This window comes from Adlercreutzia equolifaciens DSM 19450 (assembly GCF_000478885.1).
GTDB lineage: Bacteria > Actinomycetota > Coriobacteriia > Coriobacteriales > Eggerthellaceae > Adlercreutzia > Adlercreutzia equolifaciens.
Window position 1 is genome coordinate 1770419 of record NC_022567.1, and the last position, 20463, is coordinate 1790881.

Here is a 20463-nt window from a genome sequence, read left to right on the forward strand (position 1 = left end):
CATGAAGCATATCCCGAACGCATACGCGGAGGGCGCCCCTGCGACGCCCTCCCCTCCTCCCGACATCTACGACGAGGTGGCCTACGCCTACGACGGCTCCCTGGAAGGGCTGCTCTCGGCCGTCTTCGCCGCCTACGAGCGCCGCGAGCGTCCCACCGATGTCGCGCCGGAAGAGCGCCTGCAGCCCCGTCTCGGCCAGCGCGTGGCGCTCATCCCCACCGACCAGGACCGGGCCCTGCGCGTCATGAGCACCCTGCGCCGCCAGTGCGGCCGCGCGGCAGCCCTGGCGGTGACCCGCGCCGCTTGCTCGGACGAGCCGGATGCGGGCACGGCGGTCTACCGCTTCGTGCGCTATGCCATCGACGAGCAGAAGCATCGCGCATGCGAGCACTGCCGCAAGCGCGCCTCCTGCGCAGGCCGCGGCGGCATGGGGCCGTGCCCCAAGCAGCGGGGTCGCGCCTTCTCGGACATCACCCACCCAGCAGTAGAGCGGCTCTTCCGCATTTCGCGCTCGGTCGGTCAGGAATGCGAGCATATGCGCCAGTTCGTGCGCTTCCAGCACCTCGCCGGCGAAGGAGCCGATGTGTGGTTCGCCCGCGTGAACCCGAAGGCGTCGGTGGTGCCGCTCATCATGGATCATTTCGTGGAACGGCTCGGCGTGCAGCCCTTCATCATCTACGACGAGGTGCACCATCTCGCCGGCGTCTACGACGGCGGCGACTGGCAGCTGGTGAACACCGAGGGCGCCGGCGACTTGGAACGGGCGCTGCCCGACCGCACCGCCGACGAGGCCCTCATGAGCGAGGCCTGGCGCACCTTCTACAAAAGCGTCTCCATCGACGCCCGCTACCACCCGGAGCTGCGCCGGCAGTTCATGCCCAAGCGCTTCTGGAAGAACCTCACCGAGCTGCAGGAAAGCCCTGCCGCCCTGCGCACCGCGCTACGCTGAGCGCGGGTGAGCCGCGGCCGCGCAAACATCCCCGCCGGTGCGACGACAGCCCTACAAGCTGAATACCAGCTCGCTGGTCGGGGCGGTCAGCTTGCCGGGCACGGGACGCTCGCACTCGTAGGAAATCCCCACGGCCGGCCCCACGTGCACGCCGATGACCGGACTGACGGGCAGCACCTCCACCGCGTGTCCCACCACCGGCTCGATAGCCTCGCGCGCCCATTTGATGGCGGGGGCCGCCGATCCGATGTAGTGCACCACCACGCGCTTGAGTCCGCACGCATCGATATCCTCCTTGAAGATATCGACCATGCGCGCCAGCGTCTTCTTCCACGTGCGCACTTTCGCCAACGTAGCCGTCTCCCAATCGGCCACCGTGAGCACGGGGGAGATTTGCAGCAGACCGCCGAGCAACGCCGACGCACCTCCAATGCGACCGCCCGCCTTCAAAAAAGCAAGGCTCTCCGGCGCGAAGATGAACCGCGACGAGACGACCGAATCAATCGCCGCCTGCGCGCACCGCGTCAGATCGCCGCCCGCGTCGCGCGCATCGCATGCATCGAGCACCGCGAACATCTCGTCGCCGCAGTTCGACGTCGAGTCGATCAGTGTGCAGCGGAACTGCTTGTAGCGCTCCTTGCAGGCCCGAGCGCTGCGCACCGCCCCCTCGAACGTTCCGGACATCTTCGACGAGATGAAAACCCCGAGCACCTCATCGGCCGCCTGCGCCGCCTTTTCGAAAATCGTCTCCATCGCATGCTGCGAGGGCTGGCTCGACGTAGGCGGATTGTCGATCATGTCGGCGATATCCTCGTAGAACGCATCGACGTCCATGTCGGCCTCGCGGTACTCACGACCATCCCGATTCACGAACAGCGAGACGACTTCGATATCGCGCGCCCGCACCACCTCGGCGGGGATAGAGGCGACCGAATCGGTGACGATCTTGACCACGACTTCTCCTTTCAGCGAGGCGCCCGAAGGCATCCGCGCCGCACGCGACGGCGTATCGCGACGCTGCGGCCGCAATGGGGCATTTCTGCTATCGTACACCATGTGCGCAGTCGAAAACGCGCGCAGAGGAGAAGTTCATGCGACCGTTGAGCCAAAAGTCGGCTAATACTTTCGCATGCCGCTGACAGCTAGGCGCTACACGCCCGTGAAGTCGAAGGCGGGAATGAAGCTCTCCTCGGCGGCTCCCCCTTCTTGCCAGAAGTAGTCCTCCACTCCCAGCGCGTCAGCGAAATCCAGCAGCTCCTCGTACTCGGAATCGGGCACGGCGCACGCCAGCTCGGGGCTCGCGACCAGAGCCGCGGCGGCCCGCGCATCACCCGCATCAGCGGCCCGGGCGATCACCGGCGTGTACTGGTTCATGAGCGACAGGCGGATGTCGGCTCCGAAGCGCTCGTGAAGAAGCCGCACCACGGCCTTGGAGTTCTCCAAGGCCCCGGGCAGCATGAGATGGCGAACGACCACGCCGGAGATAAGGCGCTCCTGACCGCGAAACCCATCGTAGCGCGGGGCGCCCGTCGCCCCAACCATCGCCTCCAAGGCCGCCAGGGCCACCTCGGGGTAGTCGGCAGCATGGGAATAGCGAGCCGCAAGCTCCGCATCGGCGTATTTGAAATCGGTGAGGTAGGCGTCCACGAAGCCAACGTTGTCGCGCACTGCCTCCACGGTCTCGTAGCCGCCTGTGTTCCACAGCACCGGGAGCACCACGCCCTGCTCGCGGGCCAGGGCAACCGCCTCGCGGATCTGCGGCGCGAAGTGCGTCGGCGTCACGCAGTTGATGTTCAGCGCCCCGGCGCGCTCAAGCTCGCCCATAATGACGGCAAGGCGCTCGACGGTGATCGCCCGGGCCGCCTCGCCCAGGGCGATAGAGGCGTTCTGACAGTAGACGCAGCGCAGAGGGCAGCCGGAGAAGAAGATGGTGCCGCTGCCGTCCTCGCCGGAGATCGGCGGCTCCTCCCAGAAGTGCAGCGCCGCCCGGGCCACGAGCACCTCGCCCGCAGCTCCGCAAACCCCGCGCTCCCCCGCCGCCCGATCGGCCCCGCACCTCCGGGGACACAGCTCGCACGACGACGGCAACGTATAGAGGGGATGCGGGATGCCTTGACCGAGCGAGTTCCGCAGCGAACGGAAATGCCCGGTGGGCATTTCCGCCGAGCGAGGACTGTCTGAGCGAATCAAGGTATCCCGCAGCCCCGGCCCTGGCGAGTCACAGCTAATTGGAGCTGTAATCGAAGTCGTCGTTATATGGGGCGAAGTCGTCATAGTCGTCGTAGTCGTGATCCTCGCGGAAGTGGTCGTGGCCGCAGCCGTCCTCGTCGTCGTAGGCGCTCCAGTCCTCGTCCTCCTCGGAGGCAGGGTGCCCATAGGCCACTTCGGCGCGGGTCCAGTCGAGCCCGGCCCGGGCCCCGGCCGCCTCGTCCTGGTACACCAGAGACAACGCCGCCGGCGCCATATCGGCTCCCCCGATGACCACCAGAAGCTCCAGCAGGTGCATGGTCGCCTCCACACCGGGCAGGATCACCTCAGCGTCGTCGGCGGCCATGAGCGCCGCAGACAGCTCGGCCAGAAGCATCTCGGCCGTGTAGTCGCCGGTGTAGCGCTGCTGGCGCACGGCCTGCACCACGGGATCGGCGGAGACGGGGCTGAACAGCGGAATCTGGTCGGCGTCCAGCGCCCCCACCGAGCGGGCCGAGGCATCGTCCAAGGCCACGGCCTCGATGGCGCTCACCAGATTGGCGGCCAAGGGCAGCGTGTGGGTGTTGCGCAGAAGCTGCGCGCGGCCCGGTGCCCCCACTTCCACCACTTCCCCGAAGATGGCGTCCAGAAGCCGGCGAACCTCATCGGTCAGCTCGGCTTCGGTGGCCACCGGCCCCAGAAGGTTCTCGCGGGCGAAGGCATCGGCGGCCACCAGCGAGCGCACCGTCGCCGGCGCCTCTACCATGACCAGATCGTTCACCGTCGCCACGGCGTTGATCTCACGGGCGAAGTTCGGCGTGGCGGCCGACAAGTCCACCAGCGTGGATCCCGGAGCCGCCGTCGTGACGAGCCCCCCGTCGCCGAAGTACAAGTCCTCCAGCGCCGAGCCGGAGGTGGCGAACGTCACCACGATATCCGCCGAGGCGACATCGGACACTCGGGAGAAGCCGGCGTCGGCCAGGCGCCCCTCCACGGCCCCGATGAACGACGGGGCTCCCACGTAGGCGTACGACTTCGCCATTACTTGTCTCCCTTCACCTTGCGGGCGATGCGATCGGCCACGGACAGGTTCTCGCGCTTGTCATGGCCCCAGAACACCACGGCCAGCATATCGGCGCCCACATGAGACCCGATGACCGGCCCGATGTTGCACACCAGACACAAAAGCCCGGGCGCCTCCTTTTCCAGGGCCTCCTTCAAACGCGCGGCATCTTTGGGGCAGTCGGCGTGGCCCACAATGGCGACATGGGCCTGACCGGCGTCGTCGACGTTCTTCTTGTAGTACTCCGCCAGCTGCCTGATGCCCTTCTTGCGCCCCCGGGCCACGCCGACCAACGACAGCGTCCCGTCCTCGGCAATGACGAGCAGCGGCTTTACATCCAGGGCGGCACCGGCCACGGCAACCGAGGCGGGAATGCGGCCGCCGCGGCGCAGGGCCTCCAGGTCGTCCACCATGAACTCCTCGTTCACGAAGCAGCGGGCCTCCTCGGCCCAAGCGGCCAGCTCGGCGGCCGACATGCCCTTCTCGTGCTGCACCAGCGCCTCGTAGACGAGCAGCCCCTCGGCCACGCTGGCCAAATGGGTGTCCACGATGTGCAGCTCGAAGTCCGGGTACTCGGCGAGAACCTGGTCGCGCACGACGCAGGCGGCGTCGAAAGAGGCGGACAGCCCGCTGGAGAACGCCAGGTACACCGCCGGCGTCCCCTCCTCGCCCGCCGCCGTGAACGTGTCGGTGAGCGTCTGCAGCGTCACCTGGGCCGTCGAGGGCTCGGCGCCCTTGCGCATGGCCCCGTAGAAGGCCTCGGCCGACACGGACTCGAACAGGTCGTCCTCGAAGGTGCCCCCGTCGACGGTGTAGGGGAACTTCATGAGCGTGACGCCTGGGCGCCGCACCACCGAGGCGGGCAGATCGCAGCAGGAATCGATGATCAGGTGGCATTTCGCCATAGAGCGTCCTCTCTATAAAATATGTCGCAGCTCGGCCACCAGCGCCCGGCGGCGCTCGTTGAGGCCCAGCTCCAGACCAACAGGATAGGTGTGGGGGTTCAGCATACGCAACTGAGTTTCGTCAAGGGTTTCCAAACCAACACAAGCGCGGGCGCGGGCGGCCATGGCGCTGCGGTCCTCCGGCGCGAGCACCACCTTGCCGGCACGGGCCAAAGGACGCAGCAGTGTCTCGAAGCGCAGGCCCGAGAGGTTCTTCTGGCGCAAATCGTCCATGGGGTCCACGATGACCTCCCGCGCATCCGGCGTCTCGTTCACATCGAAGACCATGTCGCCAGCAATGCGGCCGTCGGACTGGTAGTACCGCCGCACGTCGAGCACGCCCGGGGTGGTGAGCTTGGCGGCCGACTCGGAGATCTTCAGCCGCGCCGTCCAAGGGGCGTCCTCGCCCGCGCGAACCGCGGCCAGCTTGTAGACGCCGCCCAGAGTCGGCTGGTCATAGGCGCTCGCCAGCTTCGTGCCCACGCCGAAGGACATGACGTCGGCCCCCTCCTCCAGCATCGACTGGATGGTGTACTCGTCCAGATCGTTCGAGAGCACGATGCCGCAATCGGTAAGCCCCGCCTCATCCAGCATGCGCCGGGCCATCTTCGAGAGCCACGACAGGTCGCCCGAGTCGATGCGGATGCCGGCCAGGCGCTCGCCGCGCTCGCGCATTTCCAGGCCCACGGTGATGGCGTTCCTGATGCCCTGCTCCACATCGTAGGTATCCACCAGAAGGATGCAGTTGTTCGGGAAGATGCGGGCGTACTCGCGGAAGGCGGTAAGCTCGTCATCGAAGGACATGACCCAAGAATGGGCGTGAGTGCCCGAGACCGGGATGTTGAAGAGCTTGCCGGCCAGCACGTTCGAGGTTGAGGCGCAGCCGCCCACCACCGCCGCGCGCGATGCCCACACGCCGCCTAGGCCCTGGGCCCGGCGCAGGCCGAACTCCGCCACGGGGCGCCCCTTGGCGGCGCGGCACACACGGGCGGCCTTGGTGGCGATGAGCGTTTGGAAGTTCACCATGTTCAACAGCGCCGTCTCGATGAGCTGGCACTGCATGATGGGGCCGGTGACCCGCACGAGCGGCTCGTGGGGGAACACGATCGTGCCCTCGGGCACCGCGTCGATATCCACCGACAGGCGCAGATCGCGCAGATACTCCAAGAAGGCCGGATCGAACAAGGGGCCGCCGGCCGGGGCGTCCAGCGAGGCCAGATAGGCGATGTCCTCCTCGCTGAAGCGGAACGTCTCCACCAGGTCGGCCAGCTGGGCCATGCCGCAGGCCACCGCGTAGCCCCCCTTGAAGGGGTAGTCGCGGAAGTACATGGTGAAGCAGGCCTCCTCGCCCGCTTTCTCGGCGTCCCAGTAGCCCTGGGCCATGGTGATCTGGTACAGATCGGTGAGCAGGGCGTAGTCCACGTTCATGAGTGAGGTGCCTCCCTAGTTTCCGGTGCCGTTGCCGCCGGGCTGCTGGCCCGAGCCCGAGCCCGCGCCCGCGCCGCCGTCGGCCTTGGGCTTGCGGGAGCGGCGCCGGCGCCGGGGCTTGGAAGCGCCCCCGTCCGCCTTGGCGCCCTCGCCCCGGGACGCACTACCCTGCTCGGCCCGCAGCCCCGAGGATTTCTGGCCCGGCCGCGGCGAGGCGCCCTTGGGCTTGCCGTCGCCCTGGCCGGAGCGAGAGCGGCCCTGGGAGCCCTTGGCCCTTTGCGCTTTCCCCTGGCCGCCCTGGCCGCTCTGGTTGCGCCCGCCGTCCTTGGGTCGCGCCCCGTCCTTGGGCCGCGAGGCCGTCCCGGAGCGCTGACGGCGCGGCTTCGGCGATGCGGCTCCCTCGCCGCGCGCGCCCTCCTCGCGGGAGGTGGACACGCGCTCCAAACCGCGCCCGTCGTCGGCCGCCGACAGCTTCGTGGAGCGGCGGCGCTTGCGGGGCGGGGCGGCCGGGGCCGGAGACGCCGCCTGAGCCCCCGCCGAGCGCGAGCTGCCACGCCCGCGGCCCTCGGAGCCGCTGCGGCGCGAGCGCCCCGCCTCGCCCGATCCTTTGCGCGATCCGCCGGTATGGCGCACCTTGGCGCCCTCGGCCAGCTTGTCGGCCCCGGTGAACTGGCTCGTCGAGAAGATGAGCGCCTCGCCGCCGATGAGCCCGCGATCGCTCGTCGCCTCTTCCCAAGCCTCCTCCCCCACGGCATTGGGCCGCGTAGCACCCTCGGGCGCCGGATCGAAGTCGGACAGGGGCACCTTCACGGGCTTTTCCCCCTCCACCTTCAGCGACACGATCTCCCGCGGCACGTCGTGATCGACCACCTTGGCAGGCCCGGCCGGCGTCTGCACCGTGGCGTTCAGCTTGGGAGCGCGGCCCTTGAAGTCCTTGTAGGCGTCGAACTCGTAGCGCAGACAGCACATGAGGCGCCCGCACAGCCCCGAGATCTTCTGGGGGTTCAGCGAGAGCCCCTGCTCCTTGGCCATGCGAATGGACACGGGGCAGAACTCGCCGCCGAGCCGCTTGCAGCACAGCTCCTGGCCGCAGTGCCCGATGCCGCCCACCATGCGGGCCTCGTCGCGCACGCCGATCTGACGCATGTCGATGCGCACGTGGAAGCGGGCCGCCAGCTTGCGTACCAGCTCGCGGAAGTCGATGCGCTCCTCGGCCTCGAAGTAGAAGACGGCCTTGTCGCCGTCGAGCAGAAATTCCACGGACACCGGGTGCATGTCCTCGTGGTACTCCCGGGCCATCTCCTTGAACACCGGCAGGGCCTCGGCGGAAGCGCGCTCCATCTCGGCCGCCTGCTCGATGTCCTCCTCGGTCGCGATGCGCTCCACGGGGCGCAGGGCACTCTTCAGCGCGCGCACCTGCTCCTCGGACACCTCGATGACCTCGCTCGCGGCGATGCCGAACTCGGTGCCCCGGGCGGTGCGCACCACCACGGGCATGTCCTTCTCTATATCCAAATCGCCCGGATCGAACCATAGCGTCCGGGGGTTGAAGGTCAAGTTAATCGGTGCGACCCGAACCATGAACAACCTCTCTTACGTCGAACAGCAACGTGTCCAAGCACGTTTCTGGGGATACATTATAGGCCAGCGCCCGCTCGCACTCGTCCACCTTGGAGCAAGCTGCGGCGATGACCGCCGCATCGGCGCCGGAGAACAGCGCGACCAGCGAATCGCGCACATCGGTGTTGATGACCAGCTCCGGCGTCCCGCAGGCCACCATGAGCCCGTCGCGCAGCCACGAGCGAACCATGGCCGTCGTCTGGCGCAGATACTCGGAGGTCTTCGCCGACAGCTGGCGCTTGTTGCGCGCCTCTATCTGGCGAATGGCCGATTTCGCGAGAAAGTCGGCGTTCTCGGCAAGCTCCGCCTCTTGGGAGGCGCGCACCTCGTCGAGCGGCGCCTTCGACGCCTCCACGAGCGCGCGGGCCATCTCCACCACATCCCAGTCGTCGGCGCGCTGAAGCATGGCCAAATCGGAGAAGAGCCGCGTCCGGAAGGCGAGGCGCTCGCTTCCCGGCGCCCGCAGAAACGCCACGGCCGAGGTGATGGAGCCGCCGCAGGCCTCGATGGCCTGGCGCGCCTGGGCGGGATCGGCGCCGGTGTTCTGGGCCACGATGCCCGCGGCCTCCGAGGCGGGAATGTGGCGGAAGGGCACCACCTGGCATCGGGAGACGATGGTGGGCAGCACCGACTCGCGGGTGCGACCCAGAAGGATCATCACCACGTCGTCGGCCGGCTCCTCCAGCGTCTTTAAGAACGCGTTGGCGGCGCTCGCGCCCAGCTGATCCACGCGATCCAGAATGTAGATCTTCTTGTCGGCCTGAATGGGAGAGAGCGCCGTGTCGGCCACGATCTCGCGCACCTGTTCCACCAGATACCCGTTCGCGCCGGCCGGGGCGAAATAGCGCACGTCGGGATGCTTGCGCCGCAGAATGCGCCCGCAGCGGTCGCAGGCGCCGCAGGAACCGCCCCGCGGCCCGCGGGGCCCCTTCGGGCACATGAGCGCCTGGGCGAGCGCATAGGCGGCCTGGGTCTTGTTGGAGCCGGCCGGCCCCACGAACAGATAGGCCTGGGTCACCCGCTCCGAGACCACCGAGGCGCGCAGAAACTCGCGCACCTTGGGCTGTCCCAGAATGTTCTCGAAGGCGTCAGCCACGGGCGCCCTCCTTCGCCTTCGCTTCCTTCTCGGCGCGCTTGGCCGCCATCTCCCGTGAGACGAGGGCATCCAGATCCGCCCCGCCGGCCAGCGCCGCGGCGGCCTCCGGTAGCACGGGAGACACCGCCTCCAGCACGGCGCGGAACGTGTCGGCGCGGTGCACCCGCGAGAGCACCGTCCTCACCCGGGCCGGGTCGGCCTCGGCGATCTGCTCGAAGCCCACGGCCACCCGGCTGTGGAAGGCGTCGCCGGCCAGCTCCAGGCGGTCGGCCCCCTCGCGGCGCCCCATGCGCGAGCGCACGGCCGAGGCGGGGGCCACCAAAAGCACCGTGGCATCCGGCACCACCCCGTCGCAGGCGAACCGGTTCGCCGCGTCGATGAAGGCGCCGTCGAGCCCCCGCCCGCAGCCCTGGTAGGCCACGGTGGAGTCGTAAAACCTGTCGCACAGAACCACCGCCCCGCGCCCGAGCGCCGGGCGGATGACCTCGTCGACGATCTGGGCCCGGGCCGCCTCGTAGATGAGCAGCTCGGCGCGATCGCTCATGGCCTCGTGGGCGGGGTCGAGCACGACGGCGCGCAGGGCCTCCCCCACGGCGGTGCCGCCGGGCTCGCGCAGGCGCACCACCTCGCGCCCGGCATCTTCCAAAAGCCGGGCAAGGAAGCGCATCTGCGTCGACTTGCCGGCGCCGTCGCCCCCCTCGAAGGTGACGAAGACGCCCGTGTTCGCGGGTGCTGCCACAGCTGCTAGACCCCTTCCCGCTCGGCGGCGGCGCACGCGCGCACGGCGTCGGCCACGGCGTCGGCCACGCGCGGGTCGAAGGGGTCGGGCATGATGAACTCCTCGGAGAGCTCCTCGTCGGAGACGAGCGCCGCCAATGCCTCGGCGGCAGCCAGCTTCATGGGCTCGGTGATGCGCTCGGCCCGGGCCTGCAGCGCCCCCTTGAAGATGCCGGGGAAGGCGATGACGTTGTTCACCTGGTTCGGGAAGTCCGACCGTCCGGTGCCCACCACGCGCGCCCCGGCGGCGCGGGCCTTATCGGGGAAGATCTCGGGGGTGGGGTTGGCCATGGCGAACACGATGGCGTCGTCGGCCATGGAGGCGACCATGTCGGGCGTGATGACGCCGGGAGCCGAAACCCCGATGACGATGTCGGCGCCTTCCATGGCGTCGGCGAGCGTGCCGGATTTGTCCTCCAGGTTCGTGACGGCCAGCATGGCCTCCTGGGCCGGATTCATCCCCTCGTAGGAGGAGCTCAAGATGCCGCGGATGTCGCACATGGTCACGTGCGCGAAGCCGTAGGACAGAAGCAGCTTGGCGATGGCGATGCCCGCCGAGCCCGCGCCGTTGACGACCACGCGCACCGACGCTTTGTCCTTGCCCACAAGGCGCAGCGCGTTGATGATGCCCGAGAGCACCACGATGGCTGTGCCGTGCTGGTCGTCGTGGAAGACCGGGATGTCCAGCGCGTCGTTCAGCCGCGCCTCGATCTCGAAGCAGCGGGGGGCGGCGATGTCCTCCAGGTTGATACCGCCGAAGGCCGGGGCAATGCGGATGACCGTCTCGATGATCTCGTCGGTGTCCTGGGTATCCAGGCAGATGGGGAACGCGTCCACGCCGCCAAAGGCCTTGAACAGGGCTGCCTTGCCCTCCATGACCGGCATGGCGGCGGCAGGGCCGATGTTGCCCAGCCCCAGAACAGCGCTGCCGTCGGAGACGACGGCCACCGTGTTCGCCTTCAGCGTATAGTCGTAGGCCGCCTCGGGGTTCTCGGCGATGACCTTGCAGGGCTCGGCGACCCCGGGGGTGTAGGCCACGGCCAGATCGTGGCGCGTGGCGATGTCCATCTTCGGATCGAAGGCGAGCTTGCCGCGCCACTCGGCGTGCTTGGCGAGCGATTCCGCTGCGATATCCATAGGTTCCAAGTCCTTAGAACGATTTCTCCCGTGTAAACCTGTCTATTGTACCCCCTCCCCGCCCGCGTACCCCCGCTCGCCCCTCCCCTGCGCACAAGTTCCACCCGCCGCACAAGTTTCGACCCCTAAGCCAGACTTGTGTATCGCGCCCTTCCCTGTCGCATCCCACCAGTCGCGCGCGCTTCGCCCCCCACCCTTGTGCCCCCCCCCAACACCAACCTCTCACCTCTCGCATCCGCAAAACCTTTCCAACCAATCCCAAGGCCGCATTTGGGCAAAAAATTCGACTTGTTAGACTTTCGCCCACTTGGCGACCTCCGCTTTGAGCTATATTGGGAAGAAAACGACCTAATTACCCGGAAAATCTGAGAATATCCTCCAAGGAAACTCTAACAACTCGAAATTCTTACTCCAAACAGGCCCGACTATTGGATGGAGGCGTCCGTGAACGAAGAGACCCCCGAAACGATGGCCATAGGCGAAATGCCTACTGGCGAAAACGTGTCCCACGAAAGGTGCCCCCGACAGCCATTGGTTATCGAACGCCTTAACGCCGAGACGGTGGGCGAGGCGGTTTACGACGCCATTCGCCAGTGCGCCGTCACGTTGCGGCCCGACTTCCAAAGAGCCGTGGAAGCGGCGCGCGAGGAGGCGGTGCCGGAGAGCCGGGAAGCGGGCGTGCTCGACCGCATCCTGGAAAACGCCCGCATCGGCGTGACCGACGGCGTGCCCATCTGCCAGGACACCGGCAGCGTGTGGGTGTGTTTGGAAGTCGGCGAAAAGCTCAGCGTGCCCGGCAACATCTTCAGCCGCGTAAACGACGCGGTGGCCCGCGCCTACACGGACGGCCGCCTGCGCATGTCCCTTGTGCGCGACGCGCTGTTCGACCGCGCCAACACCGGCGACAACACGCCCGCCTTCTGCGAGCTGAAACTCGTGCCAGGCACCAGCGCCACCCTGCACGTGCTGCTGAAGGGCGGCGGCTCCGACAACGCCTCTCGCGTGGTCATGCTGCCCCCGGGCGCCGGTGCTAACGGCGTGCGGAAAGTGGTGCTCGACTGCGTGCGCGAGAAGGCGGCCAACGCCTGCCCGCCGCTCGTCATCGGGCTGGGCGTAGGCGCCACCTTCGACAAGGTGGCGGGACTCGCCAAGCACGCCCTTCTGCGCGAGGTGGGCGGCCCGGCCGCAAGCGCCGAGGCGGCGGCCTTTGAAGAAGAGCTGCTGGCGGAGGTGAACTCGCTCGGCATCGGTCCTGCGGCCCTGGGGGGCACGCCCACGGCCCTGGCCGTGCACCTGGAGACGGCCCCCTGCCACATCGCCGCCCTGCCCGTTGCCGTGAACATGGGCTGCTGCGCCATGCGCAGTGCGTCCGTCAAGCTCGTTTAGCGTACCACCCCGAAAGGACTCCCCATGGCGAAAACCGTCTCCCTCACCTTGCCGCTGACCCGCGCGGACCTCGCCGACCTCCAGGTCGGCGACGAGGTGCTGCTCTCGGGCCCCGTCTACACCATGCGCGACGCCGGCCACGAGCGCGCCCTGCAATGCTTGGAAGACACCGGCCACCTCCCCTTCGATCTGGAAGGTGCCACCCTCTTCTACGCCGGCCCCACCCCCGCGGCGGCCGGGCGCCCCTTGGGCTCGGTCGGCCCCACCACCGCCAGCCGCATGGACTTCGCCACGCCGGCGCTCTTCGAGGCCGGCATCGTCGCCGCCATCGGCAAGGGCAAGCGCAGCCCCGAAGTCGTGCGCTCCTGCCAGGAAACCGGCAGCGTCTACCTCTGCACCGTGGGCGGCATCGCCGCATTGCTGGCGAAATCCGTCACCGAAAGCGAACTTGTCGGCTGGGAAGACCTCGGTACCGAGGCTCTGCGCAAGCTCACCCTGAAGGACTTCCCCGTCTACGTCGCCGTCGACACCAAAGGCGGCGACCTCTACCGCAAGATAGAAGCCGCCGCCCAATAAGCTCGACAATTCAGCACTGCTCGACTTAAATCAAACCAACCATGCGAGAAGCGCTCGGAGGGTGCGCATCACCGACCTCTGAGCGCCCCGCAGAGAACGCCGTTAGTTAAAGAAATAGCCCCACGTCAGCAGCAAGCGCGCTGGGATGAGGCTGTCTTATGTGCGTTCCTTCCGCTATTTCCTTTAACGGCGTTCGCAGCGGGATAAAGCGCTCAGCGGGCGGCGATGCGCACCCTCCGAGCGCTTCCCCCGGCAGGTTACTTCTTGGAGGCCGCTTTCCGGCCACCCTTGGAGCGGCCGCTCTTCTTCTCGGCCTTCGCCTTCTCTTCCTCCTCCTTGCCCGGGCAGTCGAAGTTCGGGCACAGCTTCCAGGGCCCGCGGGCCGTCTTGATGACCACCATGGGCGCGCCGCAGTGCTCGCACACCTCCTCAGTGGGGACGATGTCGCCGTACTGGGGCAGCGGGTAGCGCGTGGCGCACTCATCGAAGTTCTCGCAGGTGATGGAGCGCTTCAGCGTACGCGGGTTGCGCCGGGCGATGAGGTTCTTGTCGAGGCCGCGCTCCGCGCACACGGGGCACTTGCCCACTACGACCTCCGGTTCCTGGTTTGAAGCGCAGGCGGGGTCGATGCACTGCACCCGGGGCTTGCTGCGGAAGGCGGTCACCTTCACCTGGGGCATGCCGCAGGTGGGGCACTTCTCGGGCACGGCCTCGATCTTGCCCTTGGGAAGCGGATAGGTCACGTCGCAGTCGGGCCAGCCGGCGCACCCGATGAACATCGACTTGGTCTTGTGGCTCGCCTTCAGTTGCAGATCCTTGCCGCACTTCGGACACGGCCCCACGTAGGCGTCGGCGGCCACGGCGTCGGAAAGCGCGTCGGCCACCTCCTCGGAATGGGGCATGAGGTTCGCCAGCTCCTGGGCGAGCAGGTTGCGCGAGGTCTCCACCACCTCGGCCTTCGTCTGCTCTCCCTCGGCGATGCGGTCCATGGAGCGCTCCAGTTCGGCGGTCATTTCCGCGTGGGTGATGTGCGGTGCGAACTTGTCCAGCGCGTCGATGACGGCGATACCCAGCTGCGAGGGCTCGATAGGGTCGTTCTGCACGTACTTCACCTGGTAGAGGCGCTCGATGATGGAGGCGCGGGTCGATTTCGTGCCGAGGCCCAGCTTCTCCATTTCCTGCACGAGCTTGCCCTGGGAATAGCGCGCCGGCGGTTCGGTCTGCTTCTTCGTACAGGTGGCGCCGTTGAAGGCGATGGTGGAGCCCTCGGAGAGCGCCGGCAGCTGCTCGTCCTTCTTCAACCCGTAGGGGTAGATGGCGCGGAAGCCCGGCTCGGCCAGCACGTCGCCCTTGGCCACAAAGGGCTCGCCGGCCACGTCGAGCGTCACCTTCGTGCCCTCCACCGTGGCCGGGCCCGAAAGGGTCGCCAAGAAGCGGCGGGCGATGAGGTTGTACAGCTTGTAGTCGGCGGCGGACAGGTCGTCGGGCGTGGCGGCCGCCGTGGGGTAGATGGGCGGGTGGTCGGTGGTCTCGGTCTTGCCACGGGTGGCCTTCAAGGGGCCGGCGGACAGCAGCTGCTTGCAGTAGGGACCGTAGGCGGGGTTCGCCGCGATGGCGTTCACCACCTCGGCCAGATCCAGCGAGTCCGGGTACACCGTGTTGTCCACGCGGGGGTAGGAGATGTAGCCGTCCATGTACAGGCTCTCGGCGATGCGCATGCAGCGGGCGGGGCTGATGCCCTCGGCGGAGGCGGCGGCCATGAGCGAGGTGGTGTTGAAGGGCACCGGCGCCGGAACCTTGCGGCGCTTCTTCTCCACCGAGGCCACCCGCGCGCTCACGGCGCCTTCCACGCGGGCCATGGCGGCCGCAGCCTCGGCCTCGGCCTTGAAGCGGGCCGTGGCGTGGGGCGCCTCGAAGGCCTCGGGGCCGTCGCCGCCGGTAGGGCCGGTCGCAGCAGCGCCGTCAAAGGCGCCGCGGATGACCCAGTAGTCCTCGGGCACAAACGCCATGCGCTCGCGCTCGCGCTCGACGATGATGGCCAGCGTCGGCGTCTGCACGCGCCCGGAGGAGCGCACGTTGCCGTAGCCGGCGAACTTCACCAGCGTGAGGTAGCGCGTGAGCACCGCGCCCCAGATGAGGTCGATGTCGCGGCGCGACCCGCCGGCGGCGGCCAGGTCGTCGTCCATGGGCACGAGGTTGGCGAAGGCGTGGGTGATCTCCGGCTTCGTGAAGGCGGAGTAGCGCGCCCGCGACACCGGCGCCGTGGCGTTCACCTCGCGGCAGCACGACAGCGCATCCGAGCCGATGAGCTCGCCCTCGCGGTCGAAGTCGGTGGCGATGACGATGGAGTCGGCCTTCTTCGCCAGGTTCTTCAGAGAGCGGATGATGTCCTTCTCCTTGGGCAGCTTCTCGATGGGCGCGTAGATGAGATACGGCAGCGCCTCCATCTTCCACCCCTTGAGCTCCACGCCGTCGGCGGTGAAGGGCTTCTTCTTTTTGAAGGGGGGCTTGGCAAGGCTGTCCGGCACGACAGCGGGCAGCATCTCGCCCTCAGCGGTGACGCCCTCCCAGCCGCCGCGCTTCTTGTAGGTAAGGCTCGGGGTGAAATCGGGCTCCAGGATGTGGCCGCGCAGGCCGATGGTCACCCACTCCTCCCCTTCGACTTCGAACCGGTAGACCGGCGTGTTGAACACCTTGTCGGCTTTGGGCTTGGAAGCGCCCAGAAGATCGGCGATCTTCACCGCCGCGTCGTTCTTCTCCGTAACGACCAGTTTCACGGAACCATCCTCCTTCTCGGCCGCATGATGCGGCCCTCACGTTCGCACGATTTACCCCACCTTGAGATTTTTACGTGCGCGGGGTTTTGTCTGAGCAGCCGCGCCGCCCTGGGGCCGCGCGAATGCGTGGGGCCTAGGATACACGATTTGCCGCGAAGCCGTGCGAGAAAGTCGTTAAATCTGCGCGTCCCCGCATGCGGCTCCGTTTCGCGCTCGCGCGCCCCGCGCCTGAGATCCTTCGCCTGCACCGCATTCGCGCACGAAACCGCCCTCGCAAGGTTCCCGTAAGGTCGATGACCGTTTCATGGGCGTCCCGTAGTCGATTTATGAAGACGGATCCTGCGGGTTACCATAGATGCCGGACGCCGTCGAATCGCAGCATTCGACCCGCGAATACCGAGCATCAACGTACCCCCGGCGGCGCCTTCGCGCAACGTGACCCACCCCGAGGAGATTCCGTGGACAGCAAGATCATCAAAGCCTTCATCGGCCTCATTGCCGCCTTCATCCTCGTCATCGCCGTTTTCGGCATCCTGCCCCAACTGGGCATGAAGGGCCCCTTCGAGAACTTCCAGAACCCCCTGGCCGGCCTGTTCGAGGGCGGCAAGAACGCCGCGGCCAATGCGGCCCTGGACGTGTCGGGCCTGAAATCGAAGGCCGAGAGCGCCCTGCGCGGCAACGCCGATCGCATCGCCGAGGCCACGGGCATGTCCTCCTCCCAAGTGGACGCCGCCATCGACGCGCTGGACGTCCAAAGCTGGGAGGTGACGAGCCTGCCCGAGGGCGCCGAGAAGACCGGCTCGGCCAACGTCAGCTACAGCGGCACCGACGCCACCATCACCACCTACGACGACCCCTCCGTCGTCACCGTCACCGCCATGGGCCAAGACATCACCCTCGCCGTCCCCGATTCTGCCCAGACTTACCTGCCGTTTCTGAGCTATTTGGGATAGAGTGAAAACGCCGGGCGCGGTCGCCAAAACCGCAGAACCCGGTTAGTGCCGCCCGATATCGTCCGCAGCAATCCAGCTGCGTTCGCCAACTCCGCGAAATCAGGAGAGCATCACCTGAGATTGCCCCAAGCAACCCAACCGCGTTCGCCAACCTCACGAAATCTGGCAAGTTTTCCCCGGTTTGCGACATCGATCCTCCCAGAAACACCCCGATCAGGCCCGAATCGTCTCCGCCCATAATCCTGACCTGGCAAAATGCCACGGTAGCCCCGACGAACCTCCTCTCATCCCAGCCCCTCACGTCGAAAATCTCTAAAAACTCGCCACCCCAAGCCCCTCAAAACAGCACGCATCAAAATGGGTCACCCGCCCACAAGCGACCCACTTCCTCAGAGAACTATCTTTTTGCAACCGTCAGAAGCTCTCTTTCGCTTTTAGAACAGAACGGTGAACACCATAGTTTGCTGGCTTTCGCGGTAGCACTCTTCTTGCAGAGACGTACCGATCGACACCTTCAGCCCCCTCAATGCCGAGTCTATCTCGCTGGCACGAGTCTGAGCTAGCGTAGCAGATGACCGGCAGTCAATGTTCACCACATAATCCTGTATCGCATTCTTCGAGGCACCCGAGCAGCGCATTTCGATGAGGCCATTGATCTCCTTGTCGTTCCGATACCAGTTCAGCGGCGGACGCCTGACCTCATCGCTCCCGGAAAAATGACGCTCGAAGAGCATATACCTGTCTTCTGAAACTTGTTCACTGCGATCAGCGGAAATGCCCTCTGATTCTGAAGCCACAGCCGTCTTCTTCACCGAAGCCTTGATTTGCCTAGCTTGTTTCGAATCGGATACTTGCGTCTCACGCATCTCAAGCTTGCAGTATTTCGCTCCCAAGCAATAGGCGACATGCTGAAGCTCGGACATCTTCTCCTTTTGAATCTCCTGGTACAGGCTTTCAAGGTCGAGAAAACGATCCAGCCCGGATGGGTCGCGAACGTAGACTGCGCCCATCTGGGCAAATGGATGGAACGCCAGTCCGCTTTCCTCGGCAAAAGCATGGTACAGATGGAATATCTCCATCCCGTTCGATGCCTTCGTCAACCACCCGATAGCGCCTTCGCACACGTCGATGCCCTTACGTTTGTCCTCGTCTTCAATGATCACCATATTTGGTAGATCATAGTCTGGGCTCCAGAACTCGTCGGGGAATACGGGGGCATACTTGCGTCTCCGAGCTTCTAGCTGCGCATCGGCCGCCAAACGAGCCCCCTCCTTGGCTCGCTCCGCAACCGTCCCACCAGCAGCGGCCACCTTGCCGGCAACGGTGCCGCCAGCCTCTGCAGCCACCTCCGCCACCGACTCGCCCAACTCCTTAGCCTTATCCGCCACGTTCCCTAATTTGCTACGAATACCGCCCATAGTCTTTGATTCCTTCCTCTGCCTTGCGTCCAGACTAGCAGTTTTCCGTTGCCGTCCGCATTAGCTGACAGCTAACCAAATCTGCTATTCCGTCGTCTGGTTCTGCGCCGCCGAGCTGACTTCAATCGTGTACCCCTCCGGAAGGGCGGCACCGAGTAGCGCTTCAATGGACGAGACGGCGTTCTCCTGGGCCTCGTTGAGCACCTCGCCGCTGATGGCGGCAGCCTCCGCTTCTTGGCGCGACTCGTCGATGTACTGCGTGACGTCCTCGACGCCGATGGGGTTGAGGAAGTTGTTCTGTTCGTGCAGCACCTTGAAGCTGGTCGTGTCGATGGCATCCGACAGGATGGTCGCCTGCGGCAGCGACACCTTCACGGTCGTTCCCTCCAAAGCGACCTGAGCCTCATCCAAATTAACGCCCGCCTTCAACTCGCCCATATAGGTGAGAATGAAGAAGTTCTCCGAGAAGGGAATGTCAATAGTGTCGAACAGCTTGCTGTTGCTCTCAACTTTCTCGACGACGGTGTAGGTTTGAGAGGCGGTAGCCAGTTCGTTGATCTGCGAGATCTCGCTCATGAGAACGGCGACGTCAACATTGGGCTCCTGCTGCTTGTCCGGCGGGTTGTACGTGAGCAGCATGAAGACCGAGAAAGCGCCGACTACCAAGCCAATCGCCGCCCCGATTCCAATGAGCTTCGCCTTCTTCGAAAGGTTTGCGCGCGAACTTGCCATGCGGCCTCCTTCTTTCCTCGTCAGTCTCTCCATAAGCTTGTGGCTTCATATTTGAAGTCGGTTCGTTAATGGTAGCACATATGCTTTCCCCATGAACATCGAACAGAAAAGACAGGCCCTGGGAAAGCGTATCCGCGCGGTACGCGAGGAGCAGGGGCTTTCCCAAAGCCAGCTGGCCCTCATGATCGGCAGCAGCAAATCCCACATCTGGCGCATCGAGACCGGCCGGGTCGGCGTGGGCATCGACGACTTGGGCCGCATCGCCGACGCCTTGGGCTCGCCCGTGCGCGACCTGCTGACTTTTTAGCTACGCTCAGAGAAGAGCTCGACCTCTCGAGCAGCTCGAGCGGCCCTCTCGAAAAACGCTCCGTCGACAGCGCTTTCTCCGTCGGGATCAATGAGCGCCATCGTCTCCTCGTCTTCCAGGGCACTCCTCAGATACCCCGCCACCGTTTCGAAAAATTCCACCATGGTATCCCACTCGTCGCCATCGAGCTCCGCAGCCTCCGGGACGGGGTAGCCGCACGAACGGCAGACGAAATCGACGAGGGAAACCGCCCGGTTCTCAGAGAAGGACGATCCCATATCGTCCCCGGCCCCGGCCCCGGCTTCGATCATCGCCGAGAGTTCCAAGATCATCGACTTCAGCCACACGAGAAACACCGCCGACTGCAGAAAACCGGGAGTCGCCTCTCCGCCCACCTCGCCGGCGAACTCGGCCTCCTCGCTGCCATCCTCGAAGAGCGTCCAAATGCCCAGCAGGTCAAGATCGTCGATTTCGAAGAAATACGTGCAGAACCACGCCCTCAGTCGTCGCACCGTAGACTCTATATGGGCGAAGGGATCCTCGTCGTCGCCTCCCAGGAAATCGACGATGATCGCGCCCAGCTCGTCCCATAATTGCTCCAAGCCCGCATCGTCCATAGATTCCCACCCGATGGCTTTATCGGCATAGGCCGGCGAGCTTCGCATGAGCTCGGCGAACGCATCCACTTCGGAGGTGCCGAAGGCCAAGGTTTCGAAGAGGTCGTCGCCGACGATTTCGGCATAGCGCGCGAACAAGATGAGATGCTGCAAGTAGCGCTCCTGAGCACGCAATTCCTCGATGCGCTCTGCCAACGCGTCCGTCAGGCTCCTCTCGCCATCGAGAATCGGCGGCATATCCTTGAGCTCGAATCCATAGGAGCCGAGCACCACGATCTGCTTGAGCCGGTCGACGTCCTCGGGGCTATAGAGCTTGCGGTTGTTGGCCACGCCCTCCCCCGAACGCCTCGGGCACAGCAGGCCCTTTTCATCGTAATGCTGGAGCGCCCTCGTCGTCACGCCCGTCAGCTTCGACACCTGGCCCGCCGTCATGGGCCACCCGTAGTTCTCGCGTATCAGATCGTTGCTGGCTTGCATCTTCGGTTTGCGCGGCATA

Annotated in this window: 18 protein-coding genes; 5 read left to right on the top strand and 13 right to left on the bottom strand. The window is 66.0% G+C overall.

Annotated elements, in window-relative coordinates; all coding sequences use genetic code 11:
• Position 1: 1 nt before the first annotated feature.
• Positions 2-949 carry a TIGR03915 family putative DNA repair protein gene (locus AEQU_RS06895; protein ID WP_022740213.1) on the top strand — a complete coding sequence of 316 codons (948 nt, stop codon included), beginning with the start codon at positions 2-4 and terminating at the stop codon, positions 947-949.
• A gap of 51 nt (positions 950-1000) precedes the next feature.
• On the opposite strand, the gene AEQU_RS06900 is transcribed toward AEQU_RS06895, so the two are convergent.
• The 9 genes from AEQU_RS06900 to AEQU_RS06940 all read right to left on the bottom strand — a co-directional run bounded on the left by AEQU_RS06900 (position 1001) and on the right by AEQU_RS06940 (position 11201).
• The gene (locus AEQU_RS06900; protein WP_022740214.1) at positions 1001-1903 is read right to left on the bottom strand and encodes a DegV family protein; all 903 of its coding nucleotides are present in this window, start codon (positions 1901-1903) and stop codon (positions 1001-1003) included.
• A 195-nt stretch (positions 1904-2098) separates the two neighbouring features.
• Positions 2099-3037 carry a radical SAM protein gene (locus AEQU_RS06905; protein WP_051353407.1) on the bottom strand — a complete coding sequence of 313 codons (939 nt, stop codon included), beginning with the start codon at positions 3035-3037 and terminating at the stop codon, positions 2099-2101.
• Positions 3038-3173: 136 nt separating this feature from the next.
• The gene (locus tag AEQU_RS06910; protein ID WP_022740216.1) at positions 3174-4178 is read right to left on the bottom strand and encodes an NAD(P)-binding domain-containing protein; all 1005 of its coding nucleotides are present in this window, start codon (positions 4176-4178) and stop codon (positions 3174-3176) included.
• Positions 4178-5104 carry a DegV family protein gene (locus tag AEQU_RS06915; protein ID WP_022740217.1) on the bottom strand — a complete coding sequence of 309 codons (927 nt, stop codon included), beginning with the start codon at positions 5102-5104 and terminating at the stop codon, positions 4178-4180. The genes AEQU_RS06910 and AEQU_RS06915 overlap by 1 nt, the downstream gene beginning before the upstream one ends.
• A gap of 12 nt (positions 5105-5116) precedes the next feature.
• Positions 5117-6571: a nicotinate phosphoribosyltransferase gene (locus tag AEQU_RS06920; RefSeq protein WP_022740218.1), complete on the bottom strand. Its 1455-nt coding sequence runs from the start codon at positions 6569-6571 to the stop codon at positions 5117-5119.
• 15 nt (positions 6572-6586) lie between these two features.
• Entirely contained in the window at positions 6587-8152 is a 1566-nt protein-coding gene (locus AEQU_RS06925) for a regulatory iron-sulfur-containing complex subunit RicT (protein ID WP_041714587.1), read from the bottom strand.
• Positions 8130-9287, bottom strand: a complete 1158-nt coding sequence (locus AEQU_RS06930; protein WP_022740220.1) for a DNA polymerase III subunit — start codon at positions 9285-9287, stop codon at positions 8130-8132. Before AEQU_RS06930 ends, AEQU_RS06925 begins: the two co-directional genes overlap by 23 nt.
• The gene (gene tmk / locus AEQU_RS06935) at positions 9280-10026 is read right to left on the bottom strand and encodes a dTMP kinase (protein WP_022740221.1); all 747 of its coding nucleotides are present in this window, start codon (positions 10024-10026) and stop codon (positions 9280-9282) included. The genes AEQU_RS06930 and tmk overlap by 8 nt, the downstream gene beginning before the upstream one ends.
• 5 nt (positions 10027-10031) lie before the next feature.
• Positions 10032-11201 carry an NAD(P)-dependent malic enzyme gene (locus AEQU_RS06940; RefSeq protein ID WP_022740222.1) on the bottom strand — a complete coding sequence of 390 codons (1170 nt, stop codon included), beginning with the start codon at positions 11199-11201 and terminating at the stop codon, positions 10032-10034.
• A gap of 531 nt (positions 11202-11732) precedes the next feature.
• On the opposite strand from AEQU_RS06940, the gene AEQU_RS06945 reads away from it, so the two are divergent.
• Together AEQU_RS06945 and AEQU_RS06950 are read left to right on the top strand one after the other, a co-directional pair.
• Positions 11733-12587 (top strand): fumarate hydratase, encoded by an 855-nt coding sequence (locus AEQU_RS06945; protein ID WP_022740224.1) that lies wholly within the window; start codon positions 11733-11735, stop codon positions 12585-12587.
• Between the two features lie 24 nt (positions 12588-12611).
• Positions 12612-13163: a FumA C-terminus/TtdB family hydratase beta subunit gene (locus tag AEQU_RS06950; protein ID WP_022740225.1), complete on the top strand. Its 552-nt coding sequence runs from the start codon at positions 12612-12614 to the stop codon at positions 13161-13163.
• Positions 13164-13420: 257 nt separating this feature from the next.
• Here the strand turns inward: AEQU_RS06950 and AEQU_RS06955 are convergent, their stop codons facing one another.
• Positions 13421-15940 (bottom strand): DNA topoisomerase I, encoded by a 2520-nt coding sequence (locus AEQU_RS06955; RefSeq protein ID WP_022740226.1) that lies wholly within the window; start codon positions 15938-15940, stop codon positions 13421-13423.
• A 458-nt stretch (positions 15941-16398) separates the two neighbouring features.
• Here AEQU_RS06955 and AEQU_RS06960 point away from each other — a divergent pair, with 458 nt between their 5' ends.
• On the top strand, positions 16399-16893 hold the full coding sequence (locus AEQU_RS06960) for a hypothetical protein (protein ID WP_022740228.1): 495 nt from the start codon (positions 16399-16401) through the stop codon (positions 16891-16893).
• A 434-nt stretch (positions 16894-17327) separates the two neighbouring features.
• Here AEQU_RS06960 and AEQU_RS06965 read toward each other — a convergent pair whose 3' ends face one another.
• Together AEQU_RS06965 and AEQU_RS06975 are read right to left on the bottom strand one after the other, a co-directional pair.
• A complete protein-coding gene (locus AEQU_RS06965) occupies positions 17328-18311 on the bottom strand; it encodes a hypothetical protein (RefSeq protein ID WP_022740229.1) in 984 nt (327 codons plus the stop codon).
• Positions 18312-18395: 84 nt separating this feature from the next.
• Positions 18396-19043, bottom strand: a complete 648-nt coding sequence (locus tag AEQU_RS06975) for a DUF4230 domain-containing protein (protein WP_022740230.1) — start codon at positions 19041-19043, stop codon at positions 18396-18398.
• Between the two features lie 91 nt (positions 19044-19134).
• Between AEQU_RS06975 and AEQU_RS06980 the strand changes: the two genes are divergently transcribed.
• Positions 19135-19350 (top strand): helix-turn-helix domain-containing protein, encoded by a 216-nt coding sequence (locus tag AEQU_RS06980; RefSeq protein ID WP_022740231.1) that lies wholly within the window; start codon positions 19135-19137, stop codon positions 19348-19350.
• On the opposite strand, the gene AEQU_RS06985 is transcribed toward AEQU_RS06980, so the two are convergent.
• On the bottom strand, positions 19347-20462 hold the full coding sequence (locus AEQU_RS06985; RefSeq protein WP_022740232.1) for a MerR family transcriptional regulator: 1116 nt from the start codon (positions 20460-20462) through the stop codon (positions 19347-19349). The two genes, AEQU_RS06980 and AEQU_RS06985, sit on opposite strands and share 4 nt — an antisense overlap.
• Position 20463 lies beyond the last annotated feature (1 nt).

Coding starts and splice junctions, on each gene's coding strand:
- AEQU_RS06985 (WP_022740232.1), bottom strand. CDS start 20,462: ATGCCGCGCAAACCGAAGATGCAAGCCAGCAACGATCTGATACGCGAG.
- AEQU_RS06920 (WP_022740218.1), bottom strand. CDS start 6,571: ATGAACGTGGACTACGCCCTGCTCACCGATCTGTACCAGATCACCATG.
- AEQU_RS06895 (WP_022740213.1), top strand. CDS start 2: ATGAAGCATATCCCGAACGCATACGCGGAGGGCGCCCCTGCGACGCCC.
- AEQU_RS06940 (WP_022740222.1), bottom strand. CDS start 11,201: ATGGATATCGCAGCGGAATCGCTCGCCAAGCACGCCGAGTGGCGCGGC.
- AEQU_RS06925 (WP_041714587.1), bottom strand. CDS start 8,152: ATGGTTCGGGTCGCACCGATTAACTTGACCTTCAACCCCCGGACGCTA.
- AEQU_RS06915 (WP_022740217.1), bottom strand. CDS start 5,104: ATGGCGAAATGCCACCTGATCATCGATTCCTGCTGCGATCTGCCCGCC.
- AEQU_RS06975 (WP_022740230.1), bottom strand. CDS start 19,043: ATGGCAAGTTCGCGCGCAAACCTTTCGAAGAAGGCGAAGCTCATTGGA.
- AEQU_RS06965 (WP_022740229.1), bottom strand. CDS start 18,311: ATGGGCGGTATTCGTAGCAAATTAGGGAACGTGGCGGATAAGGCTAAG.
- AEQU_RS06910 (WP_022740216.1), bottom strand. CDS start 4,178: ATGGCGAAGTCGTACGCCTACGTGGGAGCCCCGTCGTTCATCGGGGCC.
- AEQU_RS06950 (WP_022740225.1), top strand. CDS start 12,612: ATGGCGAAAACCGTCTCCCTCACCTTGCCGCTGACCCGCGCGGACCTC.
- AEQU_RS06980 (WP_022740231.1), top strand. CDS start 19,135: ATGAACATCGAACAGAAAAGACAGGCCCTGGGAAAGCGTATCCGCGCG.